The organism is Eionea flava (assembly GCF_055393785.1).
Map to the genome: position 1 here is coordinate 647,074 of NZ_AP036018.1, position 17,938 is coordinate 665,011.

Annotated in this window: 15 protein-coding genes; 9 read left to right on the plus strand and 6 right to left on the minus strand. The window is 43.7% G+C overall.

Annotated elements, in window-relative coordinates; genetic code table 11:
• Positions 1-14 precede the first annotated feature (14 nt).
• The 4 genes from dapC to ACZ5O6_RS02985 form a co-directional block, all read right to left on the minus strand.
• Positions 15-1,232, minus strand: coding sequence for a succinyldiaminopimelate transaminase (dapC, locus tag ACZ5O6_RS02970; RefSeq protein ID WP_447091222.1), 1,218 nt, complete (start codon positions 1,230-1,232; stop codon positions 15-17).
• A gap of 291 nt (positions 1,233-1,523) precedes the next feature.
• Entirely contained in the window at positions 1,524-2,273 is a 750-nt protein-coding gene (locus ACZ5O6_RS02975; protein WP_447091221.1) for a sensor histidine kinase, read from the minus strand.
• A 21-nt stretch (positions 2,274-2,294) separates the two neighbouring features.
• A complete protein-coding gene (locus tag ACZ5O6_RS02980; protein ID WP_447091220.1) occupies positions 2,295-2,741 on the minus strand; it encodes a response regulator in 447 nt (148 codons plus the stop codon).
• A complete protein-coding gene (locus ACZ5O6_RS02985) occupies positions 2,716-4,644 on the minus strand; it encodes a sensor histidine kinase (RefSeq protein ID WP_447091219.1) in 1,929 nt (642 codons plus the stop codon). Before ACZ5O6_RS02985 ends, ACZ5O6_RS02980 begins: the two co-directional genes overlap by 26 nt.
• Before the next feature lie 152 nt (positions 4,645-4,796).
• Here ACZ5O6_RS02985 and ACZ5O6_RS02990 point away from each other — a divergent pair, with 152 nt between their 5' ends.
• Complete coding sequence (locus ACZ5O6_RS02990) at positions 4,797-6,152, plus strand: extracellular solute-binding protein (RefSeq protein ID WP_447091218.1); 1,356 nt, start codon at positions 4,797-4,799, stop codon at positions 6,150-6,152.
• Between the two features lie 57 nt (positions 6,153-6,209).
• On the opposite strand, the gene ACZ5O6_RS02995 is transcribed toward ACZ5O6_RS02990, so the two are convergent.
• On the minus strand, positions 6,210-8,912 hold the full coding sequence (locus tag ACZ5O6_RS02995) for a [protein-PII] uridylyltransferase (RefSeq protein WP_464283534.1): 2,703 nt from the start codon (positions 8,910-8,912) through the stop codon (positions 6,210-6,212).
• Positions 8,913-9,003: 91 nt separating this feature from the next.
• Positions 9,004-9,780 carry a type I methionyl aminopeptidase gene (gene map, locus ACZ5O6_RS03000; protein WP_447091216.1) on the minus strand — a complete coding sequence of 259 codons (777 nt, stop codon included), beginning with the start codon at positions 9,778-9,780 and terminating at the stop codon, positions 9,004-9,006.
• Between the two features lie 423 nt (positions 9,781-10,203).
• Here map and rpsB point away from each other — a divergent pair, with 423 nt between their 5' ends.
• The 8 genes from rpsB to rseP all read left to right on the plus strand — a co-directional run bounded on the left by rpsB (position 10,204) and on the right by rseP (position 17,905).
• On the plus strand, positions 10,204-10,959 hold the full coding sequence (gene rpsB, locus ACZ5O6_RS03005) for a 30S ribosomal protein S2 (protein ID WP_447091215.1): 756 nt from the start codon (positions 10,204-10,206) through the stop codon (positions 10,957-10,959).
• A 97-nt stretch (positions 10,960-11,056) separates the two neighbouring features.
• Positions 11,057-11,920 (plus strand): translation elongation factor Ts, encoded by an 864-nt coding sequence (tsf, locus tag ACZ5O6_RS03010; RefSeq protein ID WP_447091214.1) that lies wholly within the window; start codon positions 11,057-11,059, stop codon positions 11,918-11,920.
• A gap of 273 nt (positions 11,921-12,193) precedes the next feature.
• Entirely contained in the window at positions 12,194-12,946 is a 753-nt protein-coding gene (pyrH, locus tag ACZ5O6_RS03015; protein WP_447091213.1) for a UMP kinase, read from the plus strand.
• Between the two features lie 61 nt (positions 12,947-13,007).
• Positions 13,008-13,565, plus strand: a complete 558-nt coding sequence (gene frr, locus ACZ5O6_RS03020; RefSeq protein WP_447091212.1) for a ribosome recycling factor — start codon at positions 13,008-13,010, stop codon at positions 13,563-13,565.
• A gap of 102 nt (positions 13,566-13,667) precedes the next feature.
• Positions 13,668-14,381, plus strand: coding sequence for a polyprenyl diphosphate synthase (gene uppS, locus ACZ5O6_RS03025; protein WP_447091211.1), 714 nt, complete (start codon positions 13,668-13,670; stop codon positions 14,379-14,381).
• 64 nt (positions 14,382-14,445) lie between these two features.
• On the plus strand, positions 14,446-15,282 hold the full coding sequence (locus tag ACZ5O6_RS03030) for a phosphatidate cytidylyltransferase (RefSeq protein ID WP_447091210.1): 837 nt from the start codon (positions 14,446-14,448) through the stop codon (positions 15,280-15,282).
• Positions 15,283-15,296: 14 nt separating this feature from the next.
• Complete coding sequence (gene ispC / locus ACZ5O6_RS03035; protein ID WP_447091209.1) at positions 15,297-16,538, plus strand: 1-deoxy-D-xylulose-5-phosphate reductoisomerase; 1,242 nt, start codon at positions 15,297-15,299, stop codon at positions 16,536-16,538.
• Entirely contained in the window at positions 16,529-17,905 is a 1,377-nt protein-coding gene (gene rseP, locus ACZ5O6_RS03040; RefSeq protein ID WP_447091208.1) for an RIP metalloprotease RseP, read from the plus strand. Before ispC ends, rseP begins: the two co-directional genes overlap by 10 nt.
• The last annotated feature ends 33 nt before the right edge of the window (positions 17,906-17,938 follow it).

Below are 17,938 nucleotides of genomic sequence, written 5' to 3' on the forward strand. Positions count from 1 at the left end.
AGATTACCTTTTTATTAGTCGAGTGAGCTAATGAACTGCTTGATGCGAAGTGCGGCTTCTTTACACTCTTCGACGGAAGCGACCAATGCCATACGCACATGATTTTCTCCGGGGTTAACGCCATCACTATCGCGGCTTAAAAACCGCCCGGGTAACACGGTGATATGTTGTTCGCTAAATAACTTCTCCATAAAGTGTACATCGTCAATAGGTGTTTTTGCCCACAGGTAAAAGCTGGCCGGTGGTTGTTGTATGTCCCATACGCCATCCAGTATTTCTTTAAATAATAGGTATTTTTCTCGATACTGGTTGCGATTATCAACGACGTGCTCTTCATCTTTCCATGCTGCAATACTGGCGAGTTGTGTTGGTACTGACATGGCACAGCCATGATAGGTTCGGTAGAGCAAAAATTGTTGGATCAGCTTTTCATCGCCTGCAACGAATCCCGACCGCAGACCCGGTAGGTTGGAGCGCTTCGATAAGCTATGAAAGACAACGCACCGTTCATAATGATTTCGCCCCATGTCGGCGCAGGCTTGTAATAAACCCACGGGAGGGGCTTGTTCGTCACGATACAGTTCGGAGTAGCATTCATCGCTGGCAATAACAAAATCGTGACGATCAGCCAGTGTAATAAGCTGCTGATATTGTGCGCTGGTTAATAGCTGTCCTGTTGGGTTGCCCGGTGAACATAAAAATAATAATTGGCAACGCTGCCATTCGTCATCGCTAATACTATCGAAATCGGGTAGGTATTGATTACTTTCGAGGCAATTGAGCAGCTTGAGTTCTGCACCGGCAAGGATACTGGCGCCTTCATAAATTTGATAAAACGGATTGGGTGAAATGACCAGCGGTTTGCGGTTGTTACGATTATCGTTGGGGTTAATAGTCGCCTGTGTAAAAGCAAATAGAGCTTCGCGTGTACCATTCACGGGTAGGATATGTTTATCGGCCGTTAGGGTGTTAGGCGTTAATGAAAATCGAGTGCTTGCCCAACTACTTATTGCTTCTCGCAGTGCTTCTGTCCCTTTTGTGGTTGGATAAACCGATACCTGTTGAATGTTATTCGTGAGCTCGCTTAAAACAAAGGCAGGCGGTTGATGTTTAGGTTCACCAATAGAAAGTGATATATGCGATAAGTGAGCCGGTGGTGTTAACGCATGTTTAATAGCGTTTAATTTTTCAAAGGGGTAAGGGTGTAGGTCAGATAAAAGAGGGTGTGTCATTGTTTTCCGCTTGTGCTATTGGTACGGAGCCTCAGGTCATATTTAGAGGTTCCTTCGATTACTTTATGGGGGATTGCGAAGAATTATATCATTTGCGGTATGTTGCGTCTTGTAGGTGATGTTAAGGAGGTTGTGAAGAAGTTATTCCGTTTGAGATCGGAGTTTAGCGAATGTTTGTGTTATGGGGTAACGCATCAGGTCTATTATGACGAAGGGCTTAATCAGAAGCTCTTTAAATGTGGATGTTTGTTGCGTGGATAGTCGGTGCCATCGTCGAGTTTAGGTACTATTTTAGGTGCTATGTAAGTTATTAGTCATGGTAAAGGTGAATGTTGTCCCGCTTTCTGTTTCCCCTTCTGCTCGGCTCACCGCTGAGAGTTCACCGCCGTGTCGCTGAACGATTTTTTGCGCTATCGCTAAACCCATGCCCATGCCGGGATAATGTTTGTCAGACACGCCTCGTCTTAATAGTTTAAATATTTTTTCCATGAGATTTTTTTTGATGCCAATGCCGTTGTCGCTTACTGAAAACTCCCATGCGTTGTTTTTATTTTTGTGAGTGATGTGTATAACGGGTTTTATGTGGTCTTTTTGATATAACAGTGCATTGTGTATCAGGTGTTTGAAAAGCAAGGTAAGCTGCACTTTATCGGCAAATAGAGTGGGAAGTGCTTCGCAATGCAGCGTGGCTTGTGATGCTTCTATTAGGGGGGATAACTCTTCTTTTATTTGAGAAAAAATAGCATTGCAGTCACATTCGGTGAACGCACTTTCTCGGGTGCTGATACGCGAGTAATCTACTAAAGCGTTGAGTATTGCTTTGTTTTTTTGTGCGCCGTTAATAATATGGTTGAAATGACCACGTGTTTTTTCGTCGAAACTATCGGCATGTTTGTTAGCAATAATTTGGCTAAAGCCCTCAATCGCGCGAAGTGGTGCATGTAGATCGTGAGATACAATATAGACAAACTCTTTATATTCTTCCCTTAGATCGTCTAACTGTTGTTGGGTCTGAGCAAGCTGCTCTTCTAATGATGACATAATGTAATCTTTAATGGTTTACTAGCCTTTAGTGGGAGGAAGGCAGACAATATCAATCCAAAAGTTTTCTACATGTTGTACCACGGACATAAACTTAATTGCGTCAACTGGCTTAACGATGTAGCAGTTCGCATGAAGGTCGTAGCTTTCGACAACATCTTTATCGGCTTGTGAGCTGGTTAATACAATGACGGGAATTCTTTTTAGGTTAGAGTCTGCCTTAATCGTTTCCAGTACTTCTCGGCCGTTGGTGCCAGGTAAATTTAAATCGAGTAAGATGATGTCGGGTGTTGGAACGTTTTCATTGCCGTTACGCTTAAATAAAAAGTCTAACGCTTCTTCTCCGTCTTCAGCAACATGTAAGTTGTTACGAAATTTAGCCTCATCAAAGGCTTCTTTTGTAAGCTCAATATCGCCTTCATTATCTTCAACTAATAATATTTCAGCTAATTTTGAGTTGTTGGTCATTATTGTTATCCTCTTCTAATATTTTTAAGAGCGTGAAGTAAAAGGTAGAGCCAGAGCCTTTTTGAGACGTTACCCACAGTTTTCCACCATGCCTCTCGACGACTTTTTTACAGATGGATAAGCCAACGCCGGTACCTGCAAATTGATTTTTGCGATGAAGTCGCTGAAAAACATCGAATATTTTTCCAAGATGTCGCTCTTCGATACCAATGCCATTGTCTTTTACAGAAAATTGCCAGTATTGCTGTTTGTCTTCTACGCTAATATGAACAGTGGGTATTGTATCTGGTGTTTGGTATTTAATGCCATTATTAATTAAATTTTGGAAAAGTTGAAATAGCTGTGTTTTATTACCTCGTATGGCCGGTAGTGGATCAAATGTTATCTCTCCTTGTCGCTCCTCTAATAGTATTTGCATATTTTCTTTAATGACGCGGATAAGCCCTTCTGTACTGACTTCCTCTAATGATTGTGCATCGCTATCGATACTTGAATAGGTGAGAATGTCGGCAATTAACGTTTGTGCTCGTGTTGCTCCGTCGGTGATAAAACGAAAATACTTTGTGCCTTTTTCATCGTCTTTTAGATGTTGCCCTATATGCGTTGTGAGTTTTTCAGAGAAGCTCCGAATCATGCGTAAGGGTTCTTGTAAATCATGTGAGCATACAAAAGCAAAGCGCTCTAATTCTTCGTTTGAGTTGACGAGTTGGGTGATTAATTTTTCACGATCTTTTTCGGCTTTTTCTTTGGCAATTAAGGCATGTTTAAAGCCGTCTAATGCATGCGCCATTTGTGCTATTTCATCCGTGCCCGTAACATCAATATCAATGTTGTAATCCCCCGCTGAAATACGGTGAGTATCATAAGATAAACGCTTTAATCGGTGAGTTATTTTTGGAGTGACGTAACGGTAAAAAATAAACCAAGCAAGAGCGATAGTAGTGAATATGGCGAGTAATAATGCATTGATATTGTATTTGATAATCGTATTAAATTTGGTCAGTTCGGTGTCAGCGTTTTTACTCACTTGAGCTAATAAATTTGCAAGTAATAAATTAATTTCCTGCTCTATTTTTTTGTTGTTTCTCACGAGCGCCTGTGTTTCATCTAGGTGTGTTCTGAGTGCGTTTGCCTTTGCAAAAAAGCCATTGCTGGCAGAAATTTGTTCGAGTAGGTGATTGGTGTTTTCGGCTAATGGCTCTTTTAGTGATATGGCTTTTATTTGCAAAACCTGTTGCGTTATCCGTCTGATAGCAATGGTGTATTGTGACTGAAAATATTTTATTTCTTCTAGGGTGGCGCCGCGATGGTATCGGCTCATAATTTCATCAATGTGGACTAGCTCTTTATCAATTGATAGGTGTCTAGATTTGTTAATTGATGTATCTGCATAATGGATAATATGATAGCGTTGAATATGACGGCGCATGTCGGTGCTTTGTTGGCGAATATACTCTATTTGTTGCTTAATGTGTGATAGGTGTAATGGTTTTTGCTCAAATATGAGTGATTGTAAGCTGTTTGATGCGCCTAATATTTGTGCGACCATGTGTGAAATAGCGGCTGTTTCGGTAGTGTTGTGCTGCTCTAAATTAGTGAGTTGATTTTGCACCTCTTGTTGTTTAATAAGGAGTTGTTCTTTGATCTTAATGGACGTAGGTGTTGATTGAGACGTAGCTGCGCTCTCAACTATCGTTAGGTAAGTAAAGAGTGACTGGGATAAGTCTTTCGATACTTGCAATAACGGCAGTGCTTCGTGCGTTAAGCGGTGTTGTACTTCTCGTGTTTTTTCAAGCGAATTTAATGTGAGGAATAAAGCGATCAGTGATAGGCATACGATGGACGTAAATGCTAAAAATAATTTTAATGAAATACTAGATGTTATGTGTTGAATAATATTCATAGGCTAATGTTCATAGTGTAATGGTCATACATTCATCATGATATATTTGTACTATACTTACTTTTGTTATTTGCGTCCTATTCACTTGTGAAGAGAACTTAGCCATGTTTAATACAGCAAGGAAACCACTTGAGTATAGATGTTATCCCTCTATGCATCTACTTTTATGTGTGTTTCTATTGAGTGCTTTTGTAAGAGTGGAAGCAGCTAGCTCCCCTATTGCTCAAGCGGTTAATGCGATGGATCTTGATGATGCATCATTGGTTGTACTGTATCCAGAAGGGTCGTTGCCTAATGTCGAGCCTGTTGCTAAAACGTTTACTGAGTATACCGGTGTTTCTGTCTCTTTCTTGCCAACCACCGTGGATGACATAAATACTAAAATGTTGTTGGGTGCTGCACAGCAGGTGTCGGATTATGATGTGGCTTTGCCGGCTACTTTCGGTATCCCTGATTTAGTTGAAGCCGGTGCGTTGCTAGATATTTCTCGTTATGCAAAAAAATACGAACCCCTCGTGGATTATAAGCCCTCCCTTTATGAGTTAGGTGACAGCTATAAGGGTAAACAGTATGGCTATCAAACCGATGGCGATACTTATGTGATGTTTTATAACGAGCCGTGGCTAAAAAGTGCAGAAGAAAAGCAACGGTTCGAAGAAAAATATAATAAGCCGTTAACGATACCAAGTACTTGGCAAGAATTAGATGAGTTAATGGCATTTTTTCATCGACCTGAAAAAAATATGTATGGTGGGTGTATGTTTCGCATTCCTCGCTATATGGTGTGGGAGTGGTGGATTCGCTTTCATGCTAAAGGCGCATATCCTGTTAATGAAATGATGCAAGCGAATATTGCTGGAGAGGCAGGCGTTCAGGCGCTTGAAGAAATGCTAAAGGCAACGCAATACCAACACCCATCGGTGAGTACGAATGGTTTGTTTGATAATTGGGAGGAGTACGCCAAAGGCCATTGCTTTGCCAATATTGGTTGGGGAGGGACGCAAAAATATCTGGGCGGCGACAAGTCGGCGATGCAAGGTAAGTTGATGCATGCGCCAACACCTGAGGCTTCTTACTTTAATTGGGGCTGGAACTACGTGGTTTCCCGTTATTCTAAGCAGCCGGAGCTGGCATATTTATTTACGTTGTTTGCGACACTGCCCGATATGTCTGCTATTGCCGTTAGAGAAAATGGTTTTTTTGACCCGTATCGGCTAGAACATTATACGGATCAGCAAATACAAAATACGTATGGTGAATCATTTTTACAGGCACATCAGCAAACCATGAAACAAGCGATTCCTGATTTTTATTTGGAAGGGCATGGGCGCTATATTCAAGTTTTGCAGGAAGCCATTGTTTCTGCTCACGAGGGTTATGTGACGCCGCAAGAAGCGTTGAGCTATGCTGCGAGTCAGTGGGAAGCGTTGACTGATGAGATTGGCCGAGAGCAGCAAATTAATCAGTGGTTGGAGTTGAAGGAAAAGTATCCTGTTACTGCTCCCTAATTGGGCTTGCTGTCATGACAGTTTTTGTTCGGCGTTAAGCTTTTGTTGCAGGTTCCTTTAATAAAGATTTTTAGCATCAAGTTGTGTACAAATGGCTTGTTGTAACTCTTCGCATAGGTTGGGGTCACTCAACCTATTACCTTCTTTGTCGGTGATAAAGAACATATCTTCAACTCGCTCGCCGAGTGTGGTAATTTTTGCCGTCACCAATTCAATATCGTATTCTACAAATACTCGAGCAAGGCGCGCTAAGAAACCTGGTCGGTCGGGGCTGATCACTTCTAGTACCGTGTGTTCGTTAGAAATGTCATTGTGAATGCTGGTGCGTGTGGGTGAAGCAAAATGTTTCAGTTGGCGAGGAATTCGTCGGCGAATAATGTCACTGTATTCATCACTAATAGAAAACTCTTCTTGTAATAACTCAACCACTTGTTTGGCGATTTCTGGGTTTCCGCCAATGGGTAAGTCATCTTGATCGAGTACATAAAAGGTATCCATTGTAAAACCGGATGATGTCGCACTATGAATTTGTGCGCTCTGAATATTCATGTTGAGTTGGTCGAGGATGGTCGTTGTGGCAGCAAAGATATTTTGCTTGAGTTTGGCTCGAATAAAAATCTTCGTGACGGAATGTGTACCCTGAATATCTATATCAGTAATAATGATGAGTGGTTTTTCAGCGTTATGGTGCGCAAGAATAGCTTCTGTTTGCCAAGCAATATCACTGGCAGTTTCGCGTAAAAAATAATCCTCATCAACCGTTTGCCAGAGCTCCCAAGCAGATTGTTCGTCGACGTGCCCGTTGTCTACTAGCTTTTTCATTGCTGCTTGCTGAGTGTCATCAATGAGCTCGTATTTATCGACTGGGTTTTCGAGCCCGCGCCTTAGTGCGCGTTTGGTTTGTACATATAGTTCGCTCATTAAGCTGGCTCGCCAGCCATTCCAGATGTCAGGGCTGGTTGCATTCATGTCGGCCACGGTTAGCACATATAAATAATCTAAGCGTTTTTGATCGCCCACAGTTAAAGCAAATTCGTGGATAACTTGTGGGTCGGATAAATCTTGCTTTTGTGATATGGAAGACATTAATAGGTGATTTTCAACTAGCCATGCTGCGGTGCGTGCTTCGCGGGCAGTGAAGCTATGTTGTAAGCAGAAGTGTGTGACATCAACAGCGCCGAGTAATGAGTGATCACCGCCGCGGCCTTTAGCAATGTCGTGATAAAGGCCTGCACTGTATAGGAGTTCTAGATTAGACACTTGTTTGATGATCTCGCACGCAAGTGGATAGCGGTCATTTTTTTCTTCGAGTAAAAAGCGGCGCATAAAGCGAATTAAGTTAAGTGTGTGCGCATCAACGGTATAGATGTGAAAAAGGTCGTGTTGCATTTGCCCGATAATACGACCAAATTCGGGTAGGTAAAGACCAAGTACCCCGTAGCGAACCATGCGTTTTAGTTGTGTGACTAAGCGATAAGGGGAACGGAGAAGCGCCATAAAAAGCTGGTTGTTCACCGGGTTTTTACAAAAGCTTTCATCGATAAGATAGCGGCTCTCACGAATGAGTCGAATAGTGAGCGCGCGAATGCCAGTAATACTTTTGTTTTGCCCCAGTAGCACAAAAATTTCTAATAAGGCGGAAGGGTTTTCAACAAAAACATTAGGGTGGGTGACTTCAATATATGTATTGCGTAGCTGAAAGCGTTCATTGATGGGAGTGATTTCTATGGCTTGGTCGAGTTTGATAATTGCTTCGTCAAGGAACTGTAAAAGTACGTCGTTGAGTTCGCGTAATGCCAATACTACGCGATAGTAGCGATGCATAAATTGTTCGATAGCGAGTGCTTCTTCGGTATCTTGATAGCCAAATAATTCTGCTAACTCTCGCTGATATTCAAACAATAACCGCTCTTCGGGGCGGTTAGCGAGTAAATGTAAGCCGTAACGGACTCTCCACAAAAACTCTTCGCCATCGCTGAGTATGGCGTATTCTTTTTCTGTAAATAGCCCTGTTTGGTTGAGTTTTTCGAAAGTGCTAACGCTAAAAAAGCGTTTGGCGACCCATTTAATAGTTTGAATGTCTCGCAGACCGCCGGGGGCGTTTTTGATATTGGGCTCTAGGTTGTACTCAATATTGTTGTATTTGGCGTGCCGGTCATCTTGTTCGCGGATTTTAGCGCGAAAGAAAGCATCGTTTGCCCACATATGCTGAGGGGCTGTTTTTTCAGTAAGGGTATGCAGTAGTGCCTTGTCACCTTGTAATACTCTGGCCTCCATTAGATTGGTGGCTACGGTGATATCGCTGTTTGCAATGCTGACGCATTGATTGAGAGTGCGTGCGCTATGGCCAATCTCTAGCCCAATGTCCCACAGTAAGGTGAGTAGTTGTTCGATATTGTGTGAGTGTTTATGAGTGTTCTCGTTCCCCATTAATATCAGTAGATCGATATCTGATTTAGGGTGAAGTTCTCCGCGTCCATAGCCACCCACTGCAACAAGGCTAATGTCGTCATCCCATGTGAATTGATGCCATGCGTAATGAATAAGGCAGTCGGTCATGTGCGCGCGAGCGCGGATCAGTTTGCGTATGTTTTCCCCTTCATGAAAGCGCATGTCGAGATGGCGATTAATAGCATCAATCGCATCTTTAAAAGGGGTGATAATGGATTCGGCGGCAAGTAATGCACGTCCAAAGGCTTTTTCATCAAAGCCGACGATGGCTTCTTTAAAGGTGGGGATTACCGGTTGTTCTGAGCGCATATATCAATTTGCCTAGTTTATGGCTTAACTGTCATGTCGTTTTTATTGATATGCAGAGTGAACTGCTGTTAAAGAGCGTGGGCTCAACAGCTTATGGGCCAAATGTTTCTTCTGTGCGTGCCGTTAGTACTTCTACTCCGTCGGCGGTCACCAGTAATGTATGCTCCCATTGAGCGGATAGTCGGCCATCTTTAGTTTCGACCGTCCAGCCATCACTTTTGAGTTTAGTCTGTGCTTTGCCCGCATTAAGCATGGGCTCTATGGTAAAACACATACCTTCTTTCAATGCCATGCCAGTGTTGGGTGTGCCGTAATGCAAAACTTGGGGCTCTTCATGAAAAGTGTCTCCAATACCGTGGCCGCAATACTCTCTAACGATGGAGTAGTGGTTGGCTTCCGCATGTTGCTGGATAACATGGCCTATGTCACCTAGGCGTGCCCCAGGCTTTACTAATTCGATCCCTTTGTATAGGCACTCCTGAGTGATGCTGACTAAGCGCTCTGCATGCGGAAGAGGTTTGCCAACAAAATACATTTTGCTGGTGTCGCCGTGATAGCCTTCGTGAATGACAGTGACATCAATATTGATAATGTCACCGTTTTTTAACTTTTTCTTAGGGGAAGGTATGCCATGACAGATGACTTGGTTGACAGAAGTGCAAATGGATTTTGGAAACCCCCGGTAGCCTAGGCAGGCAGGTATCGCTTGTTGCACTTGAGTAATATGCTCATGGCAAATACGATCTATCTCCTCGGTAGATACACCGGCTACAACATGTTCACCTATCATTTCTAGCACTTCGGCTGCCATACGGCCGGCGATGCGCATTTTTTCGATTTCTTCGGGTGTTTTAATCGTAACGGACATAAGATCTTATCTTCTTCAAGTAAATTAAGGGGGAGTTCCATTTAAATTATGGGCATTGTAAACCAGCACGTGATGTAGGTCAGCCAGTTTACCGATATTTATCATGCCGGCTCACGCAATGTTGACGGTGTTGATATGTGGGCGAAGAGGTTAATTTGGTAGTGTTCCTTGTGAGAGGGTGGCTATTATGGTATAAAGCGCGCCGTTGCTTCATGAAGTGTTTTACTTGTTGAATAAAAGCAGCGAACTTATGGGCGAATTTTTTGCGCTTAGCTATTTTTTAAAGATGCTAAGTCATTGAAAACGCTAAATACTATCGTCACACATATACCGTCACGTGTTCCTGGGTGCCTTCGCTATTATTCATGGCTGTGGGGTTGGAATCTCGGGGTGTATGGAGGCCTAACCCGAAAGGAAAATATTATGTCTACAGTTAGCATGAGAGATATGCTTCAAGCTGGTGTCCACTTTGGTCACCAAACCCGTTACTGGAACCCGAAGATGGATCAATACATCTTTGGTGCGCGTAACAATATCCATATTATTAACCTGGAGCACACAGTTCCAGCGTTTAACGAAGCGCTTGAGATGATCAGGAAAATGGCTTCGCAAAAGAAAAAAATCTTAATGGTAGGCACTAAGCGTGCTGCACAAAAAACCATTAAAGAACAAGCGCAACGCGCTGGTCAGCCATTTGTTAGCCATCGTTGGTTAGGTGGTATGTTGACTAACTACAAAACTATCCGTACTTCTATTCGTCGCTACCGTGAGCTTGAAACGCAAAGCCAAGACGGTACATTCGATAAATTGACTAAGAAAGAAGCGTTAATGCGCACCCGTGCAATGGAAAAGTTAGACCTTTCTATTGGTGGTATTAAAGATATGGGTGGCTTGCCAGACGCGCTGTTTGTTGTTGATGTTGAGCATGAGCGCATCGCAATTAACGAAGCAAACAAGTTAGGTATTCCCGTATTTGGTGTAGTGGATACAAATAGCAACCCTGAAGGTGTTGATTATATTATTCCGGGTAACGATGATGCGATTCGTGCGATCAAATTGTATGTGACGGCTATTGCTGATGCATGTATTGAAGGTTTGGCTAATGCGCAAGCAGTACCCAATAAAGATGAATTTGTTGAAGTGGATGCGCCTGAAGTAGAAGCTGAAACTAAAGCGTAATTTGCGCGGTTTATTATCTCGTAAGAAGGGGGCTTAGCCCCCTTTTTGCAATCTCATTACTACATTTGTATAAATATATTTATTAGAGGATACACTCATGGCTGCAGTTTCTGCTTCAATGGTAAAAGAACTTCGTGATCGTACTAGTTTGGGTATGATGGAATGTAAAAAAGCGCTTAAAGAGGCGGATGGCGACATCGATCTAGCAATTGAGACGTTGCGTAAAGCGAGTGGTTTGAAGGCAGCGAAAAAAGCAGACCGAACAGCCGCAGAAGGCATTGTTGTTGCTCGCATTGCTGATGACAATAGCTACGGTGTAGTGGTTGAAGTGAATTCTGAAACTGACTTTGCAGCGCGTGATGAAGGTTTCTTGGCGTTTGCCAATACAGTTGCTGATAAAGCCTTTGCTGATAAGCAGACCGATGTTGCAGCGTTAATGTCGGGTGAGCTGGAAGACGCTCGTGAAGCCTTGGTGCAAAAAATCGGTGAAAACATCGGTGTTCGCCGTATCGCAATTGTAGAGGGTGGAGTAGTAGATGCTTATACTCACTCAAACAATCGTATTTCAGTACTGGTGCAAGTGACGGCAAGTAATGAATTGGCAAAAGATATTGCCATGCATGTTGCTGCGGTTAATCCGCAGGTAGTTAATGCAGAAGATATGCCGGCAGATGTGGTTGCCAAAGAAGAAGATATCATTAAAGCGCAGCCAGATATGGCGGGTAAGCCTGCAGAAATCGTTGAAAAAATGATGGGCGGCCGCATCAAAAAATTCTTGAAAGAGAATAGTCTGGTTGAGCAACCTTTTGTTAAAAACCCAGAAGTCACTGTGGGCCAGCTAGCTAAAGATGCTGGTGCAGAGGTTAGTACTTTTGTGCGTTTTGAAGTCGGCGAAGGTATTGAGATTGAAGAAGTTGATTTTGCGGCAGAAGTAGCGGCGCAAGTTGAAGCATCTAAGTAAGGCGCTTCGTTGTGGCACTTTTGTGTAGCGAGTGATTGATATTCGTTGTTGCAAATAGTGAAAAAAAGAAGGGGTAAGTGTTGTCGCACTTACCCCTTCTTGCTGTTAGAATATGGCGATTTCGAGGAAGGCGTATTTGCCTTCAATGTCATACTTGTGATACCTCCTAGCATCAGAATAGCTGTCTTTCTTTAAAGTGATAGCTCTAAGGTAATGATGGTTTGTCGTGCAGAGGCTTCAGCAAGATCTAATAATTAAAGGTGACTGTCTACCGTGACTAAACGTGATAAAAAATATAAACGCATACTGCTCAAACTAAGCGGCGAAGAGCTTATGGGGTCTGAAGGTTTTGGTATCGATCCTAAAGTTCTTGATACTATGGCACTAGCGATTGGCCAATTAGTTGGCATTGGTGTTCAGGTGGGTTTGGTTATTGGTGGTGGCAACCTGTTTCGCGGCGCAGCATTAAGTGCTGCGGGTCTTGATCGTGTGACAGGCGATCATATGGGTATGCTGGCGACAGTGATGAATGCACTCGCCATGCGCGATGCTTTAGAGCGATCCAATATCAATTCGAGAGTGATGTCGGCGATTCCCATGAGTGGTGTTGTTGAGCATTATGATCGTCGAGCGGCTATCCGGTTTTTAGAAGCGGGTGAAGTGGTTATTTTTTCAGCCGGTACTGGTAACCCATTCTTTACAACGGATTCTGCTGCCTGTCTGCGAGGTATCGAAATTGAAGCTGAAATTGTTTTAAAGGCAACCAAAGTAGATGGCGTTTATACGGCAGATCCAGTGAAAGATAAAACTGCGACGAAATACGATACGCTGACTTACGATACGGCGCTTGAGAAAAAATTAGCAGTGATGGACTTGACGGCAATCTGCTTGTGTCGTGATCATAATATGCCATTGCGTGTATTTAAAATGTCTAATTCGGGTGCGTTACTCAATATTGTTGTTGGCGGTGAAGAAGGTACGTTAATACAGCAGCAGTTAACCGTTGAGACTGGCGAAGACGAATAAGCATTGTTCAGCCATTTTAGTGTAGCCTCCTATCCATATAGAAAATGAAGGGTTTATCTCTATGATTGAAGATATTAAGCAAGAAGCAACCGCGCATATGCAAAAAAGCCTTGAAGCGCTAGCGGTGAACTTTAATAAAATTCGTACGGGCCGAGCACATCCCAGTATTTTAGATGGTGTGAAAGTGGACTATTATGGCTCCGATACTCCGTTATCTCAGGTGGCGAATATTTCAGTACTGGATGCGCGTACCTTATCGATTAGCCCATGGGAAAAACAATTAACACCACAAATTGAGAAGGCGATTCTAAAATCAGATCTTGGTTTGAATCCGTCGACGACAGGCGACCTTATTCGTCTGCCCATGCCGATGCTGACCGAAGAAACGCGAAAGAATTATACTAAGCAAGCGAAGGCGGAAGCCGAATCAGCAAAAGTTTCGGTGCGTAATGCGCGACGCGATGCCATTGGTCACCTAAAAGATTTAGTGAAAGATAAAGAAATTAGTGAAGATGAAGAGCGTCGAGGACAGGATGAGGTGCAAAAAATCACCGATAAGTTTGTCGCTAGTATTGATTCAGCTTTAGCTGATAAAGAAAAAGATTTGTTAGAAATATAAGCACGATTGTTCGTTGTACTAATTACTACCGTTTAGTTGGATAATTCTTTGTCATTAGAAAACGTCACTCACTCATCTACGCTCGAGCATGTTGCGATAATAATGGATGGGAATAATCGCTGGGCTAAGCAGCAGGGTAAATCGGGCATTGCAGGGCATAAAGCGGGAGCTGAACGGCTACGTGATGTTCTATCGGCATGTAAGCAGCACGATATTCGTGTATTGACGGTTTTTGCTTTTAGTAGCGAAAATTGGCAGCGCCCTCCGGCTGAAGTGGAAGCGTTGATGTCGCTGTTTCATTGGTATTTGACGAATGAATCAAAAAAGCTCAAAAAGGAAGGCGTGCGCTTGCGTGTGATGGGGCGCCGTGAGCGTTTTAGTAAAAAGTTGCTTGCGGCGATAGATAAAGCCGAAGCTATCGCTTGCGAAGGTGATCGTACATTGGTTATTGCTGCCGATTACGGTGGTCAATGGGATATCGCTCAAGCAACTCAAAAAATTGCACAGCGTGTCGTTGATGGACAGCTATCGGTAGAATCTATCGATGATAGTGTCATTGACGAGCATCTTTGCTTACCTGATTTACCACCATTAGATCTTCTGATAAGGACGGGCGGAGAAACGCGGATTAGTAATTTTTTACTATGGCAAGCTGCATACGCCGAGCTTTATTTTAGTGATGTGCTGTGGCCGGACTTTGATGCGCAATCGCTGCAAAAAGCAGTGCTTGATTATAAGCAGCGTCAACGTCGTTTTGGCCTTACTGGTGACCAAGTTGAGTCGGGTCAATATCATACGCTCTCTAAGGGCGAATAATAAAAACTACACTGGTGATTAACGGCTCCAAAGGCGGCAGTCACTGTTTTAACGGATATAAATAATGCTTAAAAAGCGTGTCATCACGGCGATATGCCTAGTGACAGTATTCTTACTTGATCTTCTGTTGCTTCCTGCACCTTGGTTTACTAGTTTGACCGCAATTGTCATATTAGTGGCTGCATGGGAGTGGGCCGGTCTTTCAAGTTTTGAACGTACACGACATCGAGTAATTTATTGTTTTTTAACATTGCTGGCGAGTTTGGGGCTATTGTATTTCACGGGCATTTCTAACGGTTTTTCTTCTTCAGAACCTAATTTTAATAATGTATTGACTGTACTGACAGTGGCCGGTGTGTGGTGGTCTGTTGCTCTGTTATGGGTTCAGAGTTATCCCTCTAGTTCTATTCTGTGGGGCGGGCGTTGGGTTCGTTCTTTGATGGGGTTTTTCGTGCTTCTCCCCTGCGTTATTGGCTTGCTCTATCTTCATCAGCAGGCTTTTGGCATATGGTTGATTTTGTGGGTAGCGGCCATTGTTTCTACGGCGGATATTTTTGCGTATTTTTCTGGTCGTGCTTTTGGGCGACGTAAACTCGCAAAGGAAGTAAGCCCGGGTAAGTCGTGGGAGGGTGTTATTGGTGGCGTCCTAGCTTGTACGTTGTTGGGTCTCGTCGTTGCTTATTTTGCGGATAAAAATGTGTGGTTGACGTTAGCCGTTGTAATACCGACAGCGTTTGCTTCAGTGCTGGGAGATTTGCTTGAAAGTATGGTTAAGCGCCATCGGGGTATTAAAGATAGCGGTTCTATTTTACCTGGGCATGGGGGTGTGCTTGATCGTATTGATGGTTTGACCGCTGCAATACCTGTTTTTACACTTACTCTTGTCATGGTCGGTTGGTGAAAGTTGAGCATGCTATGTCGACATTAACCTCTACCAAATCTCATTTGGATAATTCCTCCTCAACCCATTTTTCCGGCGACCTTCAACAGGTGACTGTACTGGGATCTACGGGGTCTATTGGCGTTAATACACTCGATGTGATTCAGCGTCATTCAGATCGTTTTTCTGTGTTTGCGTTGACAGCCTCAACCAGTGTTGAGCGACTTTTTGAGCAGTGTATAGCGGTTAGGCCCGTTTATGCGGTGATGGCAGATGCGGCGGCAGCTGATCGCTTGTCGGTTTTGTTGCGCGATGCGAATGTAAAAACACGTGTGCTTTCTGGTGTTGATGCATTGAAAGAAGTGGCTTCTGATGAGCGTGTCGATACGGTGATGGCCGCTATTGTTGGCGGTGCCGGTTTGTTACCCACCATGTCTGCGGTAAAGTCTGGAAAGAAGGTGTTGCTTGCCAATAAAGAAGCCTTAGTTATGGCAGGGCGTTTGTTTATGCAGGCGGTCAATGAGTCTGGTGCTCAGTTGTTGCCGATTGATAGTGAGCATAATGCCATTTTTCAGTGCTTGCCTTCAGCAAATCAAGTGCAGCAAGGTGTACGCAAAATTTTATTAACGGGTTCCGGTGGCCCTTTAAGAGGTTGGTCTGAAAAGGCTATCCGAGCAGCAACGCCTGAGCAGGCCTGTGCGCACCCTAACTGGTCTATGGGGCAAAAAATCTCTGTTGATTCTGCCAGTTTAATGAATAAAGGCTTGGAGTTTATTGAAGCCAAATGGTTGTTTGATGTGAGCCCTGACGACATTGAGGTTGTTATTCATCCCCAAAGTATCATCCACTCCATGGTGGAATATGTTGATGGTTCGGTGCTCGCACAATTGGGTAATCCTGATATGAGAACACCGATTGCTTATGGTCTAGCTTATCCTGAGAGGGTGGATGCTGGTGTGTCTAGCCTTGATATTATTTCAGCGGCACGATTAGATTTTGAAGCGCCAGATATGAGCAAGTTTCCACTGTTAAGGTTAGCGATAGCAGCGGCAAGAACGGGAATCGGTGCGGCAACGGTATTGAATGCCGCTAATGAGGTTGCAGTTAATACCTTTCTAAAGAAAAAGTTGTCGTTTGGTGAAATGGTAGATGTTGTAGCGTGGGCAATGGATAACATTCAATGGCAAGAACCTGAGGTATTAAGGGATGTTGTCGCGCTAGATAATTATGCTCGGCATATGACTCACGAGTACTTAGAGCGGTCATTATGTTGCTAACCATTCTGTATTTTTTCTTAGCGTTAGGCATACTGGTCACTTTTCATGAATTTGGTCACTTCTATGTTGCTCGCCGTTGCGGTGTTAAGGTGCTGCGTTTCTCCGTAGGTTTTGGTAAAACACTTGTCTCATGGACCGGGCGAACCGGTACTGAATATGCGTTAGCGGCTATTCCTTTAGGCGGTTATGTCAAAATGCTTGATGAGCGTGGAGGTGATGTCGCTCCTGATCAGCTTATTTATGCCTTTTCTCAAAAAACGGTGTGGCAGCGTATTGCGATTGTTGCAGCGGGGCCTATCGCTAATTTTATTCTTGCTATTGGGCTTTATTTTGTATTGGCGCTATCGGGTACACAAGGAGTTGTGCCGGTTGTGGGCAGTATGCCGGTGGATAGCCTTGTTGCTGAAGCAGGTTTGCGTGAAGGAGACGAAATTCTCGCGGTTGATGGGGAGCCTGTTCAAACCTGGGCCCATGTCTTTTCTCGGCTATTGCGTCGTATTGGCGATACAGGTGATATTACGTTGACTGTCGTAACGTTTTCTTATGCGTCTGGCTCCACAGAGGTAGCACGCTCTTCTCGCATGGTAAAAGTTCCTATTAATCATTGGCTGTATGATGCTGAAGAACCTGATTTATTCCAATCGTTGGGGCTTGTGCAGTTCGTCCCAGATATGGCAGCAATTGTTGATCGTGTTGTTGGTGGAAGTGCTGCGGACTTAGCCGGTATTGAAGCTGGGGACAAAATATTACGTGCAGATAATAACTTTATCTCTTCTTGGCAAGCATGGGTAGACTATGTGCGTGCGCGTGCGGATGTTTCAATTAATCTTGTTGTTGAGCGAGGGGGGGAGCGTAGAGATCTTATGCTAACCCCTCGTCGTATTGTCCAAGAAGATGGTAGTGAGGTGGGGCAGGCAGGCGTGTCGGTTGCCGTTGTTTGGCCAAACTATATGGTTCGAGAGATTGAATACGGTGTGTTGGGGTCATTGGTAGAAGGCGTGCGGCGCACCGGTGAGCAGGCATCTTTTATTCTATCTTTCATTAAAAAGCTGGTGACAGCCGATGTATCGACTAAAAATCTGAGCGGCACCTTTACTATTGCTCAAGCAGCAGGAGATTCTGCTCAGGCAGGGCTTTCTTTTTATCTTGCCTTTTTAGCTTATTTGAGTGTAAGTCTTGGGGTGCTTAATTTATTACCTATACCGGTGTTAGATGGTGGTCATTTGCTTTATTATGTCGTTGAAGCAATTAAAGGTAGTCCAGTTTCGGAAAAAATCCAGTTAGTGGGCTATCAAATAGGGTTAGTCTGTATTTTAAGCGTAATGGTGTTAGCGCATGTGAACGATATAAGGCGTTTGTTTTTCTAAACAAAACACCTCTTAGATCACGTAAGCCAGCTG